General features: G+C 63.3%; 17 protein-coding genes. 8 read left to right on the top strand and 9 right to left on the bottom strand.

Annotated elements, in window-relative coordinates; translation table 11 throughout:
* Positions 1-31 precede the first annotated feature (31 nt).
* The 4 genes from ACFOJ9_RS18905 to ACFOJ9_RS18890 all read left to right on the top strand — a co-directional run bounded on the left by ACFOJ9_RS18905 (position 32) and on the right by ACFOJ9_RS18890 (position 5,277).
* Entirely contained in the window at positions 32-1,411 is a 1,380-nt protein-coding gene (locus tag ACFOJ9_RS18905; RefSeq protein WP_378980399.1) for an aspartate aminotransferase family protein, read from the top strand.
* A gap of 136 nt (positions 1,412-1,547) precedes the next feature.
* Entirely contained in the window at positions 1,548-1,913 is a 366-nt protein-coding gene (locus ACFOJ9_RS18900) for a hypothetical protein (protein ID WP_378980398.1), read from the top strand.
* Between the two features lie 89 nt (positions 1,914-2,002).
* Positions 2,003-2,647: a cytochrome c oxidase assembly factor Coa1 family protein gene (locus tag ACFOJ9_RS18895; RefSeq protein ID WP_378980397.1), complete on the top strand. Its 645-nt coding sequence runs from the start codon at positions 2,003-2,005 to the stop codon at positions 2,645-2,647.
* Positions 2,648-2,838: 191 nt separating this feature from the next.
* Positions 2,839-5,277: a GcvT family protein gene (locus ACFOJ9_RS18890; RefSeq protein ID WP_378980396.1), complete on the top strand. Its 2,439-nt coding sequence runs from the start codon at positions 2,839-2,841 to the stop codon at positions 5,275-5,277.
* Positions 5,278-5,611: 334 nt separating this feature from the next.
* On the opposite strand, the gene mmsB is transcribed toward ACFOJ9_RS18890, so the two are convergent.
* On the bottom strand, positions 5,612-6,496 hold the full coding sequence (mmsB, locus tag ACFOJ9_RS18885; protein WP_378980395.1) for a 3-hydroxyisobutyrate dehydrogenase: 885 nt from the start codon (positions 6,494-6,496) through the stop codon (positions 5,612-5,614).
* Between the two features lie 26 nt (positions 6,497-6,522).
* Positions 6,523-7,689: an isobutyryl-CoA dehydrogenase gene (locus ACFOJ9_RS18880; RefSeq protein ID WP_378980394.1), complete on the bottom strand. Its 1,167-nt coding sequence runs from the start codon at positions 7,687-7,689 to the stop codon at positions 6,523-6,525.
* A 138-nt stretch (positions 7,690-7,827) separates the two neighbouring features.
* Here ACFOJ9_RS18880 and ACFOJ9_RS18875 point away from each other — a divergent pair, with 138 nt between their 5' ends.
* Complete coding sequence (locus ACFOJ9_RS18875) at positions 7,828-8,442, top strand: dimethylsulfonioproprionate lyase family protein (RefSeq protein ID WP_378980393.1); 615 nt, start codon at positions 7,828-7,830, stop codon at positions 8,440-8,442.
* Positions 8,442-9,917, top strand: coding sequence for a cobyric acid synthase (locus ACFOJ9_RS18870; protein ID WP_378980392.1), 1,476 nt, complete (start codon positions 8,442-8,444; stop codon positions 9,915-9,917). Before ACFOJ9_RS18875 ends, ACFOJ9_RS18870 begins: the two co-directional genes overlap by 1 nt.
* Positions 9,918-9,935: 18 nt before the next feature.
* On the opposite strand, the gene ACFOJ9_RS18865 is transcribed toward ACFOJ9_RS18870, so the two are convergent.
* The 4 genes from ACFOJ9_RS18865 to ACFOJ9_RS18850 form a co-directional block, all read right to left on the bottom strand.
* Positions 9,936-10,355 (bottom strand): VOC family protein, encoded by a 420-nt coding sequence (locus ACFOJ9_RS18865; protein WP_378980391.1) that lies wholly within the window; start codon positions 10,353-10,355, stop codon positions 9,936-9,938.
* Between the two features lie 71 nt (positions 10,356-10,426).
* Entirely contained in the window at positions 10,427-11,257 is an 831-nt protein-coding gene (locus ACFOJ9_RS18860) for a helix-turn-helix domain-containing protein (RefSeq protein WP_378980390.1), read from the bottom strand.
* Between the two features lie 102 nt (positions 11,258-11,359).
* The gene (locus ACFOJ9_RS18855) at positions 11,360-11,530 is read right to left on the bottom strand and encodes a hypothetical protein (RefSeq protein WP_378980389.1); all 171 of its coding nucleotides are present in this window, start codon (positions 11,528-11,530) and stop codon (positions 11,360-11,362) included.
* A gap of 51 nt (positions 11,531-11,581) precedes the next feature.
* Positions 11,582-12,367, bottom strand: coding sequence for a TSUP family transporter (locus ACFOJ9_RS18850; protein ID WP_127291702.1), 786 nt, complete (start codon positions 12,365-12,367; stop codon positions 11,582-11,584).
* Positions 12,368-12,515: 148 nt separating this feature from the next.
* Here ACFOJ9_RS18850 and ACFOJ9_RS18845 point away from each other — a divergent pair, with 148 nt between their 5' ends.
* On the top strand, positions 12,516-12,947 hold the full coding sequence (locus tag ACFOJ9_RS18845; protein WP_378980388.1) for a TerB family tellurite resistance protein: 432 nt from the start codon (positions 12,516-12,518) through the stop codon (positions 12,945-12,947).
* A gap of 46 nt (positions 12,948-12,993) precedes the next feature.
* Positions 12,994-13,479 carry an NUDIX domain-containing protein gene (locus ACFOJ9_RS18840; protein WP_378980387.1) on the top strand — a complete coding sequence of 162 codons (486 nt, stop codon included), beginning with the start codon at positions 12,994-12,996 and terminating at the stop codon, positions 13,477-13,479.
* A 176-nt stretch (positions 13,480-13,655) separates the two neighbouring features.
* Here the strand turns inward: ACFOJ9_RS18840 and ACFOJ9_RS18835 are convergent, their stop codons facing one another.
* The 3 genes from ACFOJ9_RS18835 to ACFOJ9_RS18825 are packed head-to-tail and all read right to left on the bottom strand — an operon-like array spanning position 13,656 to position 17,088.
* Entirely contained in the window at positions 13,656-15,278 is a 1,623-nt protein-coding gene (locus tag ACFOJ9_RS18835; RefSeq protein WP_378980386.1) for an ABC transporter ATP-binding protein, read from the bottom strand.
* Positions 15,275-16,144, bottom strand: a complete 870-nt coding sequence (locus ACFOJ9_RS18830; RefSeq protein WP_378980385.1) for an ABC transporter permease — start codon at positions 16,142-16,144, stop codon at positions 15,275-15,277. The genes ACFOJ9_RS18835 and ACFOJ9_RS18830 overlap by 4 nt, the downstream gene beginning before the upstream one ends.
* On the bottom strand, positions 16,141-17,088 hold the full coding sequence (locus ACFOJ9_RS18825) for an ABC transporter permease (RefSeq protein WP_378980384.1): 948 nt from the start codon (positions 17,086-17,088) through the stop codon (positions 16,141-16,143). Before ACFOJ9_RS18825 ends, ACFOJ9_RS18830 begins: the two co-directional genes overlap by 4 nt.

Genomic DNA, 17,088 nt, shown 5'->3' with positions numbered 1-17,088 from the left:
CCGGATAGAATCCAGAGGAAAGATCAGATCCATGACCTATCAGAATTATTCGCTGAAGCAGCTTCAGCAGATCGACGCCGCGCATCATCTGCATCCGTTCACCGACCACAAGGAATTGCGCGAGGCCGGCTCGCGCATCATCACCCACGCCAACGGGCCGTTCATCTACGATTCCGAAGGGACGGAAATCCTCGACGGCATGGCCGGGCTGTGGTGCGTCAACATCGGCTATGGCCGTGACGAGCTGGCCGAGGCTGCCTATGCCCAGATGAAGGAACTGCCTTACTACAACTCCTTCTTCAAATGCTCGACGCCGACGCCGGTGCTGCTGTCCAAGAAGCTGGCGGAGATCGCGCCAAAGCACGTCAATCAGGTGTTCTACGGTTCGTCCGGTTCGGAAGCCAACGACACGGCGCTGCGTCTTGTGCGCCACTACTGGGTGCTGGAGGGCAAGCCGGAGAAGAACCGCATCATCTCGCGCAAGATGGCCTATCACGGCTCGACCGTCGCCGGCACGTCGCTCGGCGGCATGGACGGCATGCACAAGCAGCTCAACGGGGCGGTGCCCAACATCGTCCATGTGATGATGCCCTATGCCTATGAGCTGGCGCTGCCGGGCGAGAGCGATCATGATTTCGGTCTGCGCGCGGCCGGGGCTGTCGAGGATGCGATCCTCGAAGCCGGCGCCGACAAGGTTGCCGCCTTCATCGGCGAGCCGGTCATGGGAGCGGGCGGCGTGAAGATACCGCCGGTCAGCTACTGGCCGGAGGTGCAGCGCATCTGCCGCAGATACGATGTTCTGCTGATGCTGGACGAAGTCATCACCGGCTATGGCCGCACTGGTGAGTGGTTCGCTGCCCAGACGCTCGGTATCGAGCCCGACACGATCACCACGGCCAAGGCGCTGACATCGGGCTATCAGCCGCTGTCGGCTTTGCTGGTCGGCGACCGCATCGCCTCGACGCTGGTCGAGAAGGGCGGCGAGTTCAATCACGGCTACACCTATTCCGGGCACCCGGTGGCCTGCGCCGTGGCGCTGAAGAACCTTGAGATCATCGAGCGGGAAGGGCTGGTCGATCGCGTCCGGAACGACACGGGTCCTTATTTCGCCAAGGCGCTGCAGGAGCGCATTGCCGGGCATGATCTGGTCGGCGAGGTGCGTTCGATCGGGCTGATGGGCGCGATCGAGATCGTCAAGGACAAGGCGACCAAGGAGCGGTTCCTTCCGGCTGGCAGTGCGGCTGTGACCGTGCGCGACCACGCGATCGCAAACGGCATGATGCTGCGCGCCACTGGCGACACGATGATCCTGTCGCCGCCGCTGATCTGGACCCGCGATACGATCGACATGGCCTGCGACCGCATCTCGAAGGCGCTGGATCTGGCGCAGGCCGACCTGCGCAAGCGATAGGGCTCGACCCCGGACCGGGCGTTCCGCGGCAGGAGCGCCCGGCCTCAAGACCATGCTGAAGCGACGAACGAATTCCATCCCCAGCGCGTAGTGTGTGGGGCAGCGGCTGATTCGGCTGCGACAAGGAGTTGTTTCCATGAGAAAGACCGGCAAGAGCCGACGGACGCAAGAAGCGGCCAGCATCGGCGGTGACCTGATGCTGGCGCCGCTGGTGGCGATGATGCGGCTGCCGTTGATGGCGACGGACGCCGGGAGTAGCCAGCCTTGGGACACGGAGACGGCGCGTGCGGTGAACGAGAAGACCGTCGCGATGGCCGAAGGCGCGTTTGCGGCGCAAATGTCTTTCCTGCAGTCGGCATCGCGGTTCTGGCCGGAGGTCTTTTCCGGTCGCACACCATCGCTGTTGAACGGCGTTGCGGCGGAACGCTCGATCAGCGCCGCGCTGAAGCCGGCAAGCCGTGCCGTGAAAGCGAACTTTCGCCGGCTGTCCAACAAGACCTGACAACCAGAGGCCGATCCAGAAAAACCGATTCCCGTTTTTCGATGTCATACGTTAGAACCCATCAGGCATATCTGCCGATGGGGAACATCATGGCCGGACAACCGCTCAACCAGCCCGCCGAAATCCCGGCCGAACTCGACCGCTGGAACTGGGGCGCCTTTTTCCTGAACTGGATCTGGGGCATCGGCAACAGCACCTTTATCGCGCTGCTGGCGCTGATCCCTGTCGTCAACATCATCATGATCATTGTGCTGGGTGCGCGCGGCAGCCGCTGGGCCTGGCAGAACCGCGCCTGGCGCGACGCCGAACAGTTTCGAAAGACGCAACGCAACTGGGCAATTGCCGGCCTTGCCGTGTGGGTGGTCGGGATCGGCGGCTGTGCGACGATGGTCGGCAGCATCCCCTACGTCCTGAAAGGCAGCGATGCCTACCACATGACGATGGACAGACTTCGCGCCGACGACCGCGTCAAGGCCGCGCTGGGTGATGATCTGGCCGACAGTTTCTGGGTCGGTGGCCATCTCAATGTCAATGCGAATGGGGCTGGTGACGCCCAATTCAGCATTCCGGTCCACGGCGCCAAGGGCAAGGGCACCGCCTACTCGACGGCTGTCCGGACAGCCGCCACGTGGGGCCTGCGCCTGCTGGTCGTCAGGGTCGAGGGAGCCGATGCACCGATCGTGCTGATCAACGAAGATCATGTCCCGATCCCGAATGCGGCAATCGGAATATAGCTGGGCAAAACGCAAAATCGCGGCCTATACGCGGCGCGACAGCTGACAGTCCGGCTGGCTTTGTGGCCCAACAGGCGATGACCTCTGCTGCGTTCCAGACAAGGAAATGTGCTGAAAAACCAGATGCTGTCTGACAGTATGCGCGCGCGTTCATGTGGACCAATAGCAATTTCATACAAGGGCACACGCATATGGTGAGTTCCGTTCGGGCGGTCGTGATCGGTGGCGGCTGCGTGGGTGCCGGCATTCTCTACGGCCTGGCAAAGCGCGGCTGGACCGATGTGGCATTGCTGGAGCGAACACAGCTTACGGCCGGCTCGACATGGCATGCCGCGGGGCTCATCCCCTCTTACGCGCGCAGCCGCAATGTCGGCCGCATGATCGCCAGGTCGATTGAAATCTATGAGGGCCTGGAGGCGGAGACGGGCCAGAACGTCGGTTGGCACAAATGCGGCCAACTGCGCATTGCCAACACGCGCGACAGGCTGGACGAGTACAGAAGCTACATGGACGTCGCTGAGGTCCAGGGTGTGCGGGCCCGGATCGTATCGCCCGCGGAAGCGCGGGAGATCTGGCCGCTGCTCGACAACAACAGCATGCTGGGCGCCCTCTACCATCCCGATGACGGCCACATTGCGCCGGCCGATGTCACCCAGGCCATGGCCAAGGGTGCACGTGACCTCGGCGCGAAGGTCCATCTTGATACCGAAGTCGAGGGTTTCGAGCGGATGCCGAGCGGCGAGTGGAGGGTCAAGACCTCACGCGGTGACATTGTCTGTGAACATGTCATCCTTGCAACCGGCAACTACGCCCGCCAGACAGGCGCCATGCTGGGCCTGGACATTCCCGCGATCCCGATCCTGCATCAGTACTGGATCACCGAGGCGGTTCCCGAAATTGTGGAACGCAAACGGCTTGGTCTTCCGGAGATGCCGATCCTCAGGGACGAGGGTTACGAGGGTTATCTGCGCGAAGAGGGGGACGGGCTGATGTTCGGTCCCTATGAGCGTACCGAGCAGCTCAAGCTGTTCGCCGAAAACGGCGTTCCGGAATGGTTCGGCGCCGATCTGCTCGATGAAGACTTCGACGCCGTCTCCTGGAACTGGGAGCGCGCGACCGAACTGGTCCCCGCGCTCGGGCGCGCCGGCATCAAGCGGAATGTGCGAGGGCCTTTCCAGATGACGGCCGATGAACTGCCGCTGATGGGGCAGGCGTGGGGCCTGGAGAATGTCTGGCTCGCCGAAGGGGTGCCGGGGGGCATCCTTTGGGGCGGTGCGATTGGCTATTACCTCTCCGAACGGATCGTGGAGGATGGCAACAGCATCGACACGGCGGAGCTGGATCCCCGTCGGTTCGGCCAATATGCCAACAAGAACTGGACCCGGGCAAAGGTCCGGGAAGCTTGGGGCACCCACGCCGCACAGCACTATCCTGGCCAGGACATGCCGGCGGCGCGACCGCAGAAAACGGCCCCGTCCTATGACCGTCTAAGCCAGCTCGGCGCGGTATGGGATGTGTTGAACGGCTGGGAGATGCCGAGCTGGTTTGCGCCCGCGGGTGTCGAAGCGCGCAATGTCTACAGCTGGCACTGGACCCCCAAAGGGAACCACGTCGCCGCAGAGGTTCAGGCTGTCCGCCAGGCCGCGGGCTTGGTCGAGATGACACCAATGACCAAGTTCGAGGTCGGCGGGCCGGGCGCCGAGGGCTGGCTCGACGGAATCCTGGCCAACAGACTGCCCCGTCCCAGTCGTGTCGCTCTTGCCCATCACCTGACGCCGGCTGGCGGCGTGCAGGCCGAGTATGTGGTGGCGCGGCTGCAGAGCGACCTGTTCTATCTCATATCGACGCCGCGCGCCGAGCGCTGGAACCTTGACGATCTCAGCCGGCTGTTGCCGAAGGACGGCAGCGTGCATCTGCGCAACGTCACGGAGGATCGCGGCAGTTTCACAATCGTTGGGCCGAAGGCGCGCGACATATTGCAACCGCTGACGGAGATGGATCTCTCCAACGAAGCCTTCCCGTGGTTCAGCGTGCAATCCGGGACCGTCGGCATGGCCAGCGACGTACGACTGCTGCGCGTCAACTATTCGGGCGAACTGGGATGGGAACTCTATCATCCGCTCTGCTATCAGCGGCATTTGCTGGATGCACTTCTGGTATCGGGAGAGGCGCACGGGCTGAGGCTGGTTGGACTTCAAGCGCTGGAATCGCTTCGTCTCGATAAATCCTATCGGGCGATGTATCGCGATATGAACCTCGAATTGTCAGCCTGGGAAAGCGGTCTCGACCGCTTCGTCAGCCTCGACAAGGGCGACTTCATCGGCCGGGCCGCACTGGTCGCAAAACAGAAGCAGGGGACGGCACGCCGGATCGCCACGCTGTCGATCGATACGGACAGTGCGAGCGCGTTCGCCTTCGAGGGCGTTTACCGCGAAGGCGAACTCGTCGGCCACATCACTTCGGCAGGCTACTCCTATACTTTTGGTCACGACATCGCACTTGCGCTGCTGCCCTTGGAACTTGTGTCGCCCGGCACCAAGCTCGAGGTTTCCATCCTCGGCGAGCGCCGCGCGGCAAAGGTGATCGCCGACTCGCCCTATGATCCGGAAGGCGCCCGCGGGCGTATGTGAGGCATCCCGGAGTACAGTTGTCCGGTTTGATTGATGTCTCAAAAAGCGTTTGACGGGGAAACGCAAAAACCGCGCTCCATCGGGAACGCGGCTTTGCCAGATACGCATGGTGCTTCGCTACGCAAACACTTTGCGAAACTTACGGGCACTTGTCGAAACTTACGGGCTCCGGTACGCGAGACCTGATCCGGAGCGCCGGGCGAATGCGATATGTCCGCCTCGCAGTCCGTTTTATAGGGACATCGTTACCGGGGGGTTATCGAGAGCTTAAGCAAATCTAAATTTGCATTTTTTCTGCCCAAGAAAATCGGAAAAAGTCCGCCAAATCCGTTGGTTACGCTGGGTTACCGCGCAGAAAATTAATTATGCCGGAGAAATCCGTGCCACCATGTCCCTGGGCGTTGAACAAGGCATAGAGCTGAGCTGCTTCGGCACCAAGTGGCGTCACGGCGCCGGCACTTTGCGCGGCTTCCTGGGACAATCTCAGGTCTTTCAGCATCAGTGCCGCTGCAAATCCTGGGTTGTAATCCCGGTTTGCGGGCGAAGTCGGCACCGGGCCGGGCACCGGGCAATAGGTGGTCAGGGACCAGCATTGCCCCGACGAGGTCGAGGCGACGTCGAACAGCGCCTGATGCGACAGGCCGAGCTTTTCGGCCAGAACGAAGGCTTCGGCGACGCCGATCATCGAAATGCCGAGGATCATGTTGTTGCAGATCTTTGCCGCCTGTCCGGCGCCGTCGCCGCCGCAATGGACGATGCGGCCGGCCATCGGCTTCAGGGTCGGCTCGGCGGCAGCGAAGGCATCGCCGGAGCCTCCCGCCATGAAGGTCAGCGTGCCGGCCGCAGCACCGCCGGTGCCGCCCGAGACCGGCGCATCGATGGACAGCAGGCCGTGTTTGGCGGAAATGGCATGCGCCTTGCGCGCCGATTCGACGTCGATGGTCGAGGAATCGATGAACAACGCGCCTTTTTTCGCCTTGGGCGCGATGTCTTCATAGACCGACAGCACATGCTTGCCGGCCGGCAGCATGGTGATCACCACGTCGGCATCCTTCACCGCGGCCAAGGCATTCGCCATCACTGTCACGCCATGCTCCCGGGCGACGGTGAGGTTTTCCGGCATCAAGTCGAAGCCATGCACTTGATGCCCCGCCTTGACCAGATTGGCGGCCATCGGATTGCCCATGTTGCCGAGGCCGATGAAGGCGATCGTCGTCATTGTGCTCTCTCCCAGAGTTGCTGGCTTCAGCGGCCGATCAGAGCACGCGCGATGATGACGCGCATGATCTCGTTGGTGCCTTCGAGGATCTGGTGGACGCGCAGGTCCCGCACCAGTTTCTCGATGCCATAGTCGTGCAGGTAGCCGTAACCGCCGAGCAGCTGCAGCGCATCGTTGGCGACGTTGAAGCCAGTATCGGTGACGAAGCGCTTGGCCATCGCCGACCATTTGCCGGCATCCGGCGCCTTGCGGTCGAGCTTTGAGGCGGCGGCATAGAGGAAGATGCGCGCCGCCTGCAGCTCGGTCTCCATGTCGGCCAGCCTGAACTGCAAAGCCTGGAACTGGTTGATCTTCGAGCCGAAGGCCTTGCGCTCGGCGGTGTAGGCGAGCGCCTTGTCGAGCGCCGACTGTGCGCCGCCCAGCGAACAGGCGGCGATGTTCAGCCGTCCGCCGTCGAGGCCGGCCATGGCAATGCCGAAGCCCGCGCCTTCGCCTGAAAGCAGGTTCTCCGCCGGCACCTTGCAATCCTCGAAAATGACCTGGCGCGTCGACTGCATGTGCCAGCCCATCTTGTGCTCGTTGGCGCCGAAGGAGAGACCTGGCGCATCCTTCGGCACGACGATGGTGGAAATGCCTTTCGGCCCTTCAGTGCCGGTGCGCACCATGACGGCGTAGACATCGCTGTCGCCGGCGCCCGAGATGAACTGCTTGGTGCCGTTGAGGACATAGTCGCCGCCGCTCTTGACCGCGCGCGTCTTCAGCGCCGCGGCATCGGAGCCGGACCCCGGCTCGGTCAGGCAATAGCTCGCCAGCCACTCCATCGAAGTGAGCTTCGGCAGGAAGCGTTGGCGCTGTTCGTCATTGCCGAAACGGTCGATCATCGACGCCACCATGTTGTGGATCGAGATGAAGGACGAAAAGGCCGGATCGGCGTGCGACAGCGCCTCGAAGATCAGCACGGCGTCGAGTCGGCCAAGTGCCGAGCCGCCGACATCGTCCCTGATATAGATGCCGCCGAGGCCGAGCGGGCCGGTCTCGCGGATCACATCGGCCGGGAAATGCTTGTTGCGGTCCCAGTCGAGCGCGTTCGGCGCGACGCGGTCGGCGGCGAAGGCCTGCGCCATCTCCTGGATGGCGCGCTGTTCCTCGTTGAGTTCGAACTGGCTGGTGCTCGCATCGACCGCGGCGTCCATGGCGTGCTCCCTAATATCTTCGACCTGCTGGCCTGTCGTTTTTGGCTTTGCGCGCGCACCAATCTAGACCAATGATGCCGCCGCGCAACCCGACCCTTCGCGGAGCGGCTGTGCACCAATGCATGTCCGGAGCACGATGTGACGACAAAATTTGATGAACTGCTGGGACAGTTCCACGCATACCTTGCGTCCGTCGATCACGCCTTGGTGCGCGATGCCGTGGCCCGGATCACCTGGAAGATGCCGGTCCGCATACTGGAGCCGCATCCGCTTGCCTGCCTGCGCCATCTTGACCGCGCCGTGGAGTTGGTCGCGCCGGATGCCAAGCCGCTGGTACGGCTGCTTGCCGAGCGTCGGAACGATCTCCGCTGGGGGCAGACCTATGGCGAGGCGGATTTCGGAAAAGAGTTCATCGACAATTATGGCTGGCTGGAAGTGTTCGGCACGCGAGGCCATTTCGCCAATGACGAGGTCGCCGCCGGCCTGCTGATCCTTGGGTCCGATATCGTCTATCCCGACCACCATCACGTCGCCGAGGAAATCTACATTCCGCTGACGGGCGGCACCGAATGGCGGATGGGCGAGAGCGGCTTTTGCATGCGGACGGCCGGCGAGGTCGTCCACCACGCTTCCAACGTCAATCACGCCATGCGCACCAGCAAAGAGCCATTGCTGGCGCTCTACATCTGGCGCGGCGGACCGCTGGCGCAGAAATCCGATGTCACCGGAACCGTGGCGCAGGGCAAGGGCTGATGGCCAAAGCGATCATGCTGCAGGGCACCGGTTCGGATGTTGGCAAGACGGTGCTGGTCGCCGGCCTCTGCCGCGTGGCAAAAAAGCGTGGCCTGAACGTGCGGCCGTTCAAGCCGCAGAACATGTCGAACAATGCCGCCGTCGCCGATATCCCGGGCGACAACAATGCCGGGGGCGGTGAGATCGGCCGCGCGCAATGGCTGCAGGCGATCGCTTGCGGCGTCGCGCCGTCGGTCCACATGAACCCGGTGCTGCTCAAGCCGCAGACCGATGTCGGCGCGCAGGTCATCGTGCAGGGCAAGGTGTCTGGCGAGGCGCGGGCGCGCGACTACCAGGCGATGAAGGGCCGGCTGATGGACGCCGTTCTGGACTCCTGGGGCAAGGTTGGCGAGGGTGCCGATCTGGTCATCGTCGAGGGCGCCGGCTCGCCAGCCGAGATCAACCTTCGCAGCCGCGACATCGCCAATATGGGCTTTGCCACCCGCGCCGATGTGCCTGTGGTGCTGGTCGGCGACATCGATCGCGGCGGCGTCATCGCTTCGGTGGCCGGCACGCATCTGATCCTGCCGGAAGAGGACCGGCGGATGATCGTCGGCTATCTCATCAACAAGTTTCGCGGCGACGTTTCGCTGTTCGACGACGGCATAAGGTCGATCGAGACATTCACGGGATGGCGCTGTTTTGGTGTCGTGCCGTGGCTGAAGGCGGCGACGCGCTTGCCTTCGGAGGATTCGGTGGTGCTGGAACGGTTGGCATCGGGTGAGACGCGCGCGCTGAAGGTGGCCGTGCCGATGCTTGGCCGCATCGCCAATTTCGACGATCTCGACCCGCTCAAGGCCGAACCGCAGGTCGAGGTGGTTTTCGTGCCGCCGGGAAAGCCGCTGCCCGCCGATGCCGGGCTGGTGGTCATTCCAGGCTCCAAGTCGACGATCGGCGATCTCCTGAAGTTCCGTGAGAACGGCTGGGATCGCGACCTTCTTGCGCATCGCAAGCGCGGCGGCCATGTCGTCGGCATTTGCGGCGGCTTCCAGATGCTCGGCCGCACGGTGCGCGACCCCGACGGCATCGAAGGCAGCGTCACCGAGGCCGAAGGGCTCGGCCTGCTCGACGTCGAAACGGTGATGGAACCGGAAAAGACGGTGCGCAATGTCAGTGCCCGCTCGGTGCCCTTCGATCTGCCGCTTGAAGGCTACGAGATCCATCTCGGCCGCACCACCGGGCCAGATAGGCTGCGGCCGTCCGCCGTCATCAATGGCGTCGAGGACGGGGCGGTGTCGGCCGATGGCAAGGTAATCGGCACTTATATGCATGGCCTGTTTGGCGCCAACGGTTTTCGCGGGAAATTCCTCGAAAGCCTCGGCATCAAGGGCGGCGGTATCGACTATCGCGCCGAGGTCGAGCAGGCACTGGACGAGGTCGCAGCCGAGCTGGAGACCCATCTCGACTGCGACGCGATCTTTGCGCTGGCTCGGTAATTCGCGACGCAGGTTGGCTCAGGCCTTTTCGCCAGCCTTTGGCCAGTAGGTGCCAAACGACCAGACGTTGCCTTCCGGGTCTCGGCAGATGAACTCGCGGCTGCCATAGTCGCGGTTGGTCAATTCCTGGATGATCGTGGCGCCGGCCTTCCTGGCCTTGGCATAGGCGGCATCTGCGTCGTCGACGGCAATGTAGATCGACTTGCCGCCGCCTGAGCCGGGTTCGCCGACCATCTTGCCGTAGTCGTCGTCGCGCACCGTGCCCAGCATGATCATCGAGGAGCCGAAGACCAGTTCGGCATGGTGCACGACATCGCCTTCGCCATAGCGGGCCTGGACGCTGAAGCCGAAAGCCTCGCCCAGCCAGTCGATCATTTTTGCCGCGTTCTTGTAGCGCAAAGCGGGGTAGAGGCGGGGCGCTTCAGTGGTGATTGGCATGGAAACCTCCTTCATTAGGTTGGTCGATACCCCACTCTGGTCGAAGGCCGTTCCAGCGTCTTGAAGAAATGTTACCTGGCCGAGAGCGCTGTCGGCGTCTCGCCGGCAAGGTCGCGGAACTCGCGCACCAGATGAGCCTGGTCCGCATAGCCGCAATCGGCGGCGATATCCGCCCAGTCGACGGCCTGCTGCCTCGACAGGCCGAGCGCGCGGTTGAAGCGGACGATGCGCGACAGCGTCTTGGGGCCGATGCCGATGGCGTTGGAAAAACTGCTGGCGAGATGCTTGCGGCTCCAGCCCAGCCTTTCGGCGATCGATGCAATGCGGGTCCGGCCGCCGGATGTGATGATACGGTCATAGGCCCAGGCGATTTCGAGCGGTGTCTCGGTGGCATTCTCGAGACGGGCGGTGACGAAGGCTTCGGCCATGTCGAAACGCGTGGCCCAGTCCGTCGCGTTGCCGAGCCGTTCACGCAGCGCCAAACCTTGAGCGCCGAGCACGTCGTCGAGGACAACCATGCTGTCGGCCAGTTCGCTCATCGGCAAGGCGAAGAAACGGCGTGCGCCAAGTGGCGTGAAGTTGACCTGGACGCAGCAGGCGCCGCCGAAGGATTCGATCATCACCGGTCCGGCATAAAGGCCGGCGGCGAAACTGGCGAAGCGGTCATTGTCGCCCGGCGCCTTGCCGAGGCCGATGGCGAAGGGTTCGGCGAAGCTGATGACCAGCGGTACGGTGAGCGACGCGTATTCGACGTTGCGCAGATGGCCGGGCGCTGTTTCGCGATAGCCACAAATGTCCGACACGATGCCCGCAAGTTGAGGGTTGGGCAGGCGCCGGCGCATCTCGAACCGCCCGGCGACGGATCGGTCCTGCTCTTGCCGGGGTTGCATCTCGACTGGCATCGGCCATCCTTCCGTAGAAAGAAATCTAGCAGACCCTTGGCCGGAATCAAAAGCGCCCGGCTTTTGGCCGGGCGCTCCTCGTCCCCACTTCAAGAGAACGTGTCAGGCGCCGCGCATCAAGCAGCCGCCGGCAAGCACGATGAAAGCAATAAGCACGATCCACACCGATGCGAGTGGAATGAACGCAAGAACGCCAACCGCGGCGAGAACGCCGATGATGGCGATAACAACGGAGATGATAAAAACGATCTGGGTAGGTGCGCTAAGATTCATGTCTGCCTCTCCAACATGATTCGAACAGCGGCATTCTATCAGGGCGCGTGATCACACACCAATCAAGGCCCGCAGCGGGTTCGCAGGGTCGGCCAGCAGCTTCACCGCCAGCGCCAGGCACACGATCACCAGCAGCGGCTTGATCAGTTTTGCGCCGATGCGCATGGCCAGGCTGGCGCCGACGCGGGCGCCGAGGAACTGGGCAACGCCCATCATCAGGCCGATCTTCCAGTAGACGACGCCGAAGGCCGCGAAGACGATGAAGCCGCCGATGTTGGAGGCGAAGTTGAGCAGCTTGGTATGCGCCGTCGCCTTGAGCACGCCGTAGCCGGCAAGTGCCACGAAGGCCAGCATGTAGAAGGAGCCGGCGCCTGGTCCAAACAGGCCATCGTAGAAGCCGATGGCGGGCACCAGGGTCAGTCCGAACAGAAACGGCGACAGGCGCTCGGCCCGGTCGACGTCGTTCATGTTGGGCTTGAACGCGAAGTAGAGCGCGATGGCGATCAGCACGATGGGCAGGGCGGCCCGCAGGATGTCACCCGGCACGATCGTTGCCAGCAAGGCGCCGATGGCGCTTCCGACAAGCGCCAGAAGCGCCGACGGCAATTGCCGGCGCAGGTCGACATGACCCTTCGATGCGTAGTGGATGGTCGCCGAGCCCGAACCGAACATGCCTTGCAATTTGTTGGTGGCGAGCGCCTGGACCGGTGTGAAGCCGGCAAGCAGCAGCGCCGGCACCGTGATTAGCCCGCCACCGCCGGCGATCGAATCGACAAAGCCCGCGGCAAAGGCGGCGAAGGCGAGCATGGCGACGGTCTGGATGCTAAGGTCGATCATCTGATGTATGGGGGTGTCCGGCCGGCTGAAATATCGGGCGTTCCACCACGACCGCCCTGTTTGCGCAAGGTCGATTCCGCGCTACCTCTATCCAGGCGCATCGCGCTTGGATTTGTATTTGTGTGGTTAACCCGGAAAGAGGCTCCTGATGGCATTCGCATTGCTGGACCAGATACGTCAGATCTTCGACGGCGACCCGGGCGTGCGCAAGGTGGCGGACGATCCGGTCCTGTCGGCGGAACTGCTGATGCTGTTCCGCATGATCCTGGCCGACGGGTCGGTCAGCGAGAGTGAAATGGTTGCCTTCCGGCGCATCTGCAAGGATGCCTTCGGCATTGCGGAAACCAGCATCGACAGCGTCATCGAATATCTCAACGAGTTCGGCTACGAGACCAATGGCTCGCAGGCGATTGCACTGTTTCGTGATCTCGACATCGAGCGGCGCCGGCAATTGGCCCAACATATGGCGGATATCGCCAAGGCGGATTCGCAACTGGCCGAGAGCGAGGTGCGCCTGCTGCGCCGCACGCTCGACCTGCTCGACATCAGCCCAGTCGATGTGGTGAAGCCGGAAGGCTGAGGCATTGCTTGGGCAACGGTTCGCTGACGCCGAGAGGTGCGCTTAAATGGCCTTTGCCGACAGCTATCTGGGACAATTGCGGGCGTTGATCGGGAATCGCCTGGTGCTGATGCCAGGCGCGCGCATCGTCATCGAGCGCGCCGACGGCCGCATCCTGTTGCAGGAACGGACCGATTTTGGCTTGTGGGGCTTGCCTGGCGGCAATGCCGAGGAAGGCGAGGGCCTGGAAGCGGTGGTGATCCGGGAAGTACTCGAGGAAACCGGGTTGGTCGTCAGCGACGTCGAACCGTTCGGGTTTGGCTGCGACCCACACTATGAAACCTTCCAGTTTCCGAATGGCGACCGCGCTCAGTTCTTCGCCTTGGTGTTCTACACGCGCTCCTTTGAAGGCGAGCCGGCCGTCACCGATGACGAGAGCAGTGCTGTCGGCTGGTTCGCGCCTGGCAGCTTGCCCGAAATGCTGCCCAACATGGCGCGCAGCATCGAGGCCTATCTCCGGTTCAAGACCACCGGAAAATTCCAGATGATCTGAGAGATTGTTTGGAAATTCTACTCTGGCGGCCATCTGATGGCGTTTTCTGCGCTTCCCCGTTCTACTGCGTCGCAGTAGAACTGAGCTCACGGACCAAATGTCCGCTGCGCTACGGTTCTCGAAACCACCACCATATGGCTCACCAGAGCGAATTTCGAAACACTCTCTGAGAGGCTCTAACCCTGCTCCTGCATCCGGCGGGCGATTGCCCGGTGCAGATCGGGGGCGGCGGCAACCAGCACCTTGGCCGCCTCGGACTGCGGATGGTCGAGCACCGCGTTCGTCTTGCCGCGTTCGACGATCTTGCCGTCATGCATGACCAGCACCTCGTCCGTGATGGCGCGGGCGACGGTCAGGTCGTGGGTGATGAAGAGATAGGCGATGCCGAGCTTCTGGTTGAGCTCGGCGAACAAATCGAGGATCTGGGCGCGGATCGAGACGTCGAGGGCCGAGACCGGCTCGTCGGCGACGACCAGCTTGGGGCGCGTGATGATGGCGCGGGCGATCGACAGGCGCTGGCGCTGGCCGCCGGAAAATTCGTGCGGGTATTTGTCCATGTCGCGCTGGTCGAGACCGACTTCGTGCAGCGCATGCGCCACCATCTCGCGGCGCTCGGCGCGGGTCGGCTTTTTCTCCAGCACATGCAGGGGTTCGGCGACCAACTTTTCGACCTTCTGGCGCGGGTCGAAAGATCCGTAGGGATCCTGGAAAACGACCTGCATGTCGCGCCGCGCCGGCTTCAGCTCGGCTTCGCTCTTGCCGGTGATGGTCTCGCCGCGAAACCGGATCGTGCCCGATGTCGGCCGATCCAGCGCCAGGATCATGCGGGCGAGCGTTGACTTGCCGCAGCCGGATCTCCCGACCAGCGCCACCGATTGGCCCGGCGCCATCGACAGCGAGACATCGTCGACAGCGCGGATACCAGGCGCGCGTTTGAACAGCGAGGTCCGCCGGCCGGGATAGTCGCGGGTCACGCTCTCGACCTGAAGCAAAGGTCGGCCCGTCTCGATGCCATGCGGCCTGGCGCGCGCCGGGACATGCATCGAGGCTTGCGCCAGCTGGCGCGTGTAGGGGTGGAGCTGTTCGGACAGAGTGTGTGCCGTGTCGCCGGCTTCCATCACCTCGCCGCGCCGCAGGATGGTGATGCGGTCCGCCATCTTGGTCACTACAGCGAGGTCGTGCGAGATCAAGAGCAGGCCCATGCGGCTCTCGGCGACGAGGTCGCGCAACAGGTCAAGGATCTGGGCTTGCAAGACAACGTCGAGCGCCGTCGTCGGCTCGTCGGCGATCAGCAGCTTCGGCTTCAGCGCGCAGGCGATGGCGATGACGACGCGCTGGCGCTGGCCGCCGGACAGTTCATGCGGATAGCGCGACATTGGGAATTTCGCTTCGGGCAGGCCGACGCGGTCGAGCATTTTTCGTGCCCGGTCTTCTGCCTCGGCGCGGCTGGCCTTGGTGTGCCAGCGTATGCCTTCGGCGACCTGTTCGCCGATGGTCTTGACCGGGTTGAGCGCGGTCATCGGCTCCTGGAACACCATGCCGATGTCGTCGCCGCGCAGTGCGCACATCTGGTCCTCGGTTGCTGCCAGGATGTCGATACCGTCGAATGTGACGCGTCCGATGGCGCGCGCGGCATGGGGCAGGAGCTGCATCACCGTCAGCGCGGTCATCGACTTGCCCGAACCCGATTCGCCGACCAGCCCCATCACTTCGCCGGGCGCGACGGAAAGCTCCATACCCTTAAGGATCTGCGTGTCGCCGATGGTCAGCGACAGGTTTTCGATGTCGAGCAGGCTCATCGCTGCCGCCGCGATTTCGGATCGAGGATGTCGGCGATGCCGTCGCCCAGGAGGTTCAGGCCGAGCACGGCGACAACGATCGCCATGCCGGGAAAGATCGCCATCCATGGCGCCACCACCATGCGGGTCTGCGCGTCGAACAGCATGCGGCCCCAGCTCGGCATTGGCGGTTGCGCACCCAGGCCGAGATAAGAAAGCCCGGCCTCGGCCAGGATGCCCAGCGCGAACTGGATGGTGCCTTGCACCAGAAGCAGGGTGGCGATGTTGGGCAGCACATGTTCGATGGATATCTGCGTGCTGCTCTTGCCGGCGGCGCGCGCGGCAAGAATGAACTCGCGCGGCCAGATCGCCAGCGCGCCGGCCCGGGCGACACGCGCGAAGACCGGGATGTTGAAGATGCCGATGGCGATGATGGCGTTGACGGCGCCCGGCCCGAAGATGGCGGTGATCATGATCGCCGACAGCAAAGCAGGGAAGGCGAAGACGAGGTCGTTCAACCGCATCAGCGCTTCGTCGACGAGGCCGCCGCGTGCCGCGGCAAAGGCGCCGAGCGGCACGCCGACGCCCATGCCGATGCCGACCGCGACCAGCGCCACGGCAATCGAATTGCGGGCGCCGACCATGACCATCGACAGGATGTCGCGGCCGAAATGGTCGGTGCCGAACCAGTGCGCCAGAGAGGGTGCTTGTGTCTTGTCCGATATCACCAGTTTCGTGACGTCGTAGGGCGTCCAGGCATAAGAGACGATTGCCATTGCCAGGATCAGCAAGGTGATGACGAAACCGGCAACGAAGGCGGTGTTCCTGAATGCCTTGGCCAGGATGCTGCCGAACGTCTCCTCAGGGATGTCGATGTGCAGTGTCATTGCCGGCTTCTCAGGCGCGGATCGACGACCGCATAGGAAAGGTCGACGAGGAGGTTGACGGCAATGACGGCCGCGACCAGCAGCATGACGACGCTTTCAACGACGATCAGATCGCGCTGGGTGATTGCCTGGAACACCAGCCGGCCGAGGCCGGGCAGGTAAAAGACATTCTCGATGATGATGGTGCCGGCGAGCAGGAAGGCGAACTGCAGGCCCAGGATGGTCAGCACCGGGATCATGGCGTTGCGCAGCGCATGCCGCCACAGCACGGCGCGATAGGGCAGGCCCTTGGCGCGGGCGGTGCGGATATAGTCCTCGTTCAGCACCTCGATCAGCGCCGAGCGGGTAACGCGCGCCAGGATCGCGGCTTGCGGCAAGGCAAGTGCGACCGCCGGCAGCAGCAGCGATTTCAAGGCCGGCCAGATGCCGGCACTCCAGCCGGGAAAGCCGCCGGCCGGGACCAGCCGCAGCCAGACGGCGAAGACATAGATCAGCATCAGCGCGAACCAGAAATTGGGCACGGCGACGCCAAGCTGTGCGGCGCCCATCGAAATCGTATCACCGGCCCGTCCACGCCGGCTGGCGGAAAACAGGCCAACGGGAATCGCGATGATGGTGGAGAGCGCAAGCGCAATCAGCGCCAGCGGCAGCGAGACGGCAAGCCGCTCGCGCACCAGATCGATGACCGGCACCGAATAGGTGTAGGAGCGGCCGAAATCGAGACTGAGCAGACCGCCCGCCCAATGCAGATAGCGTAGGCCAAGTGGCGCGTTGAGGCCCATCTGGTTGCGCAACAGCTCGACCTGATCGGCACTGGCGTTCAGGCCCAGCATCAGCCGTGCCGGATCGCCGGGCAGGATCTCCAGCACGGCGAACACCACCATGGAGGCCAACACCAGCGTGGCGATGGCGATGGCGAGGCGCTTGAGGAGGTAGGCGGTCAT

It is taken from the genome of Mesorhizobium cantuariense, assembly GCF_042647205.1.
In the GTDB taxonomy this organism is placed as follows: Bacteria; Pseudomonadota; Alphaproteobacteria; order Rhizobiales; family Rhizobiaceae; genus Mesorhizobium; species Mesorhizobium cantuariense.
Note: the sequence above shows the minus strand (reverse complement) of the source record. Positions and strands in the feature narration are given on the sequence as shown.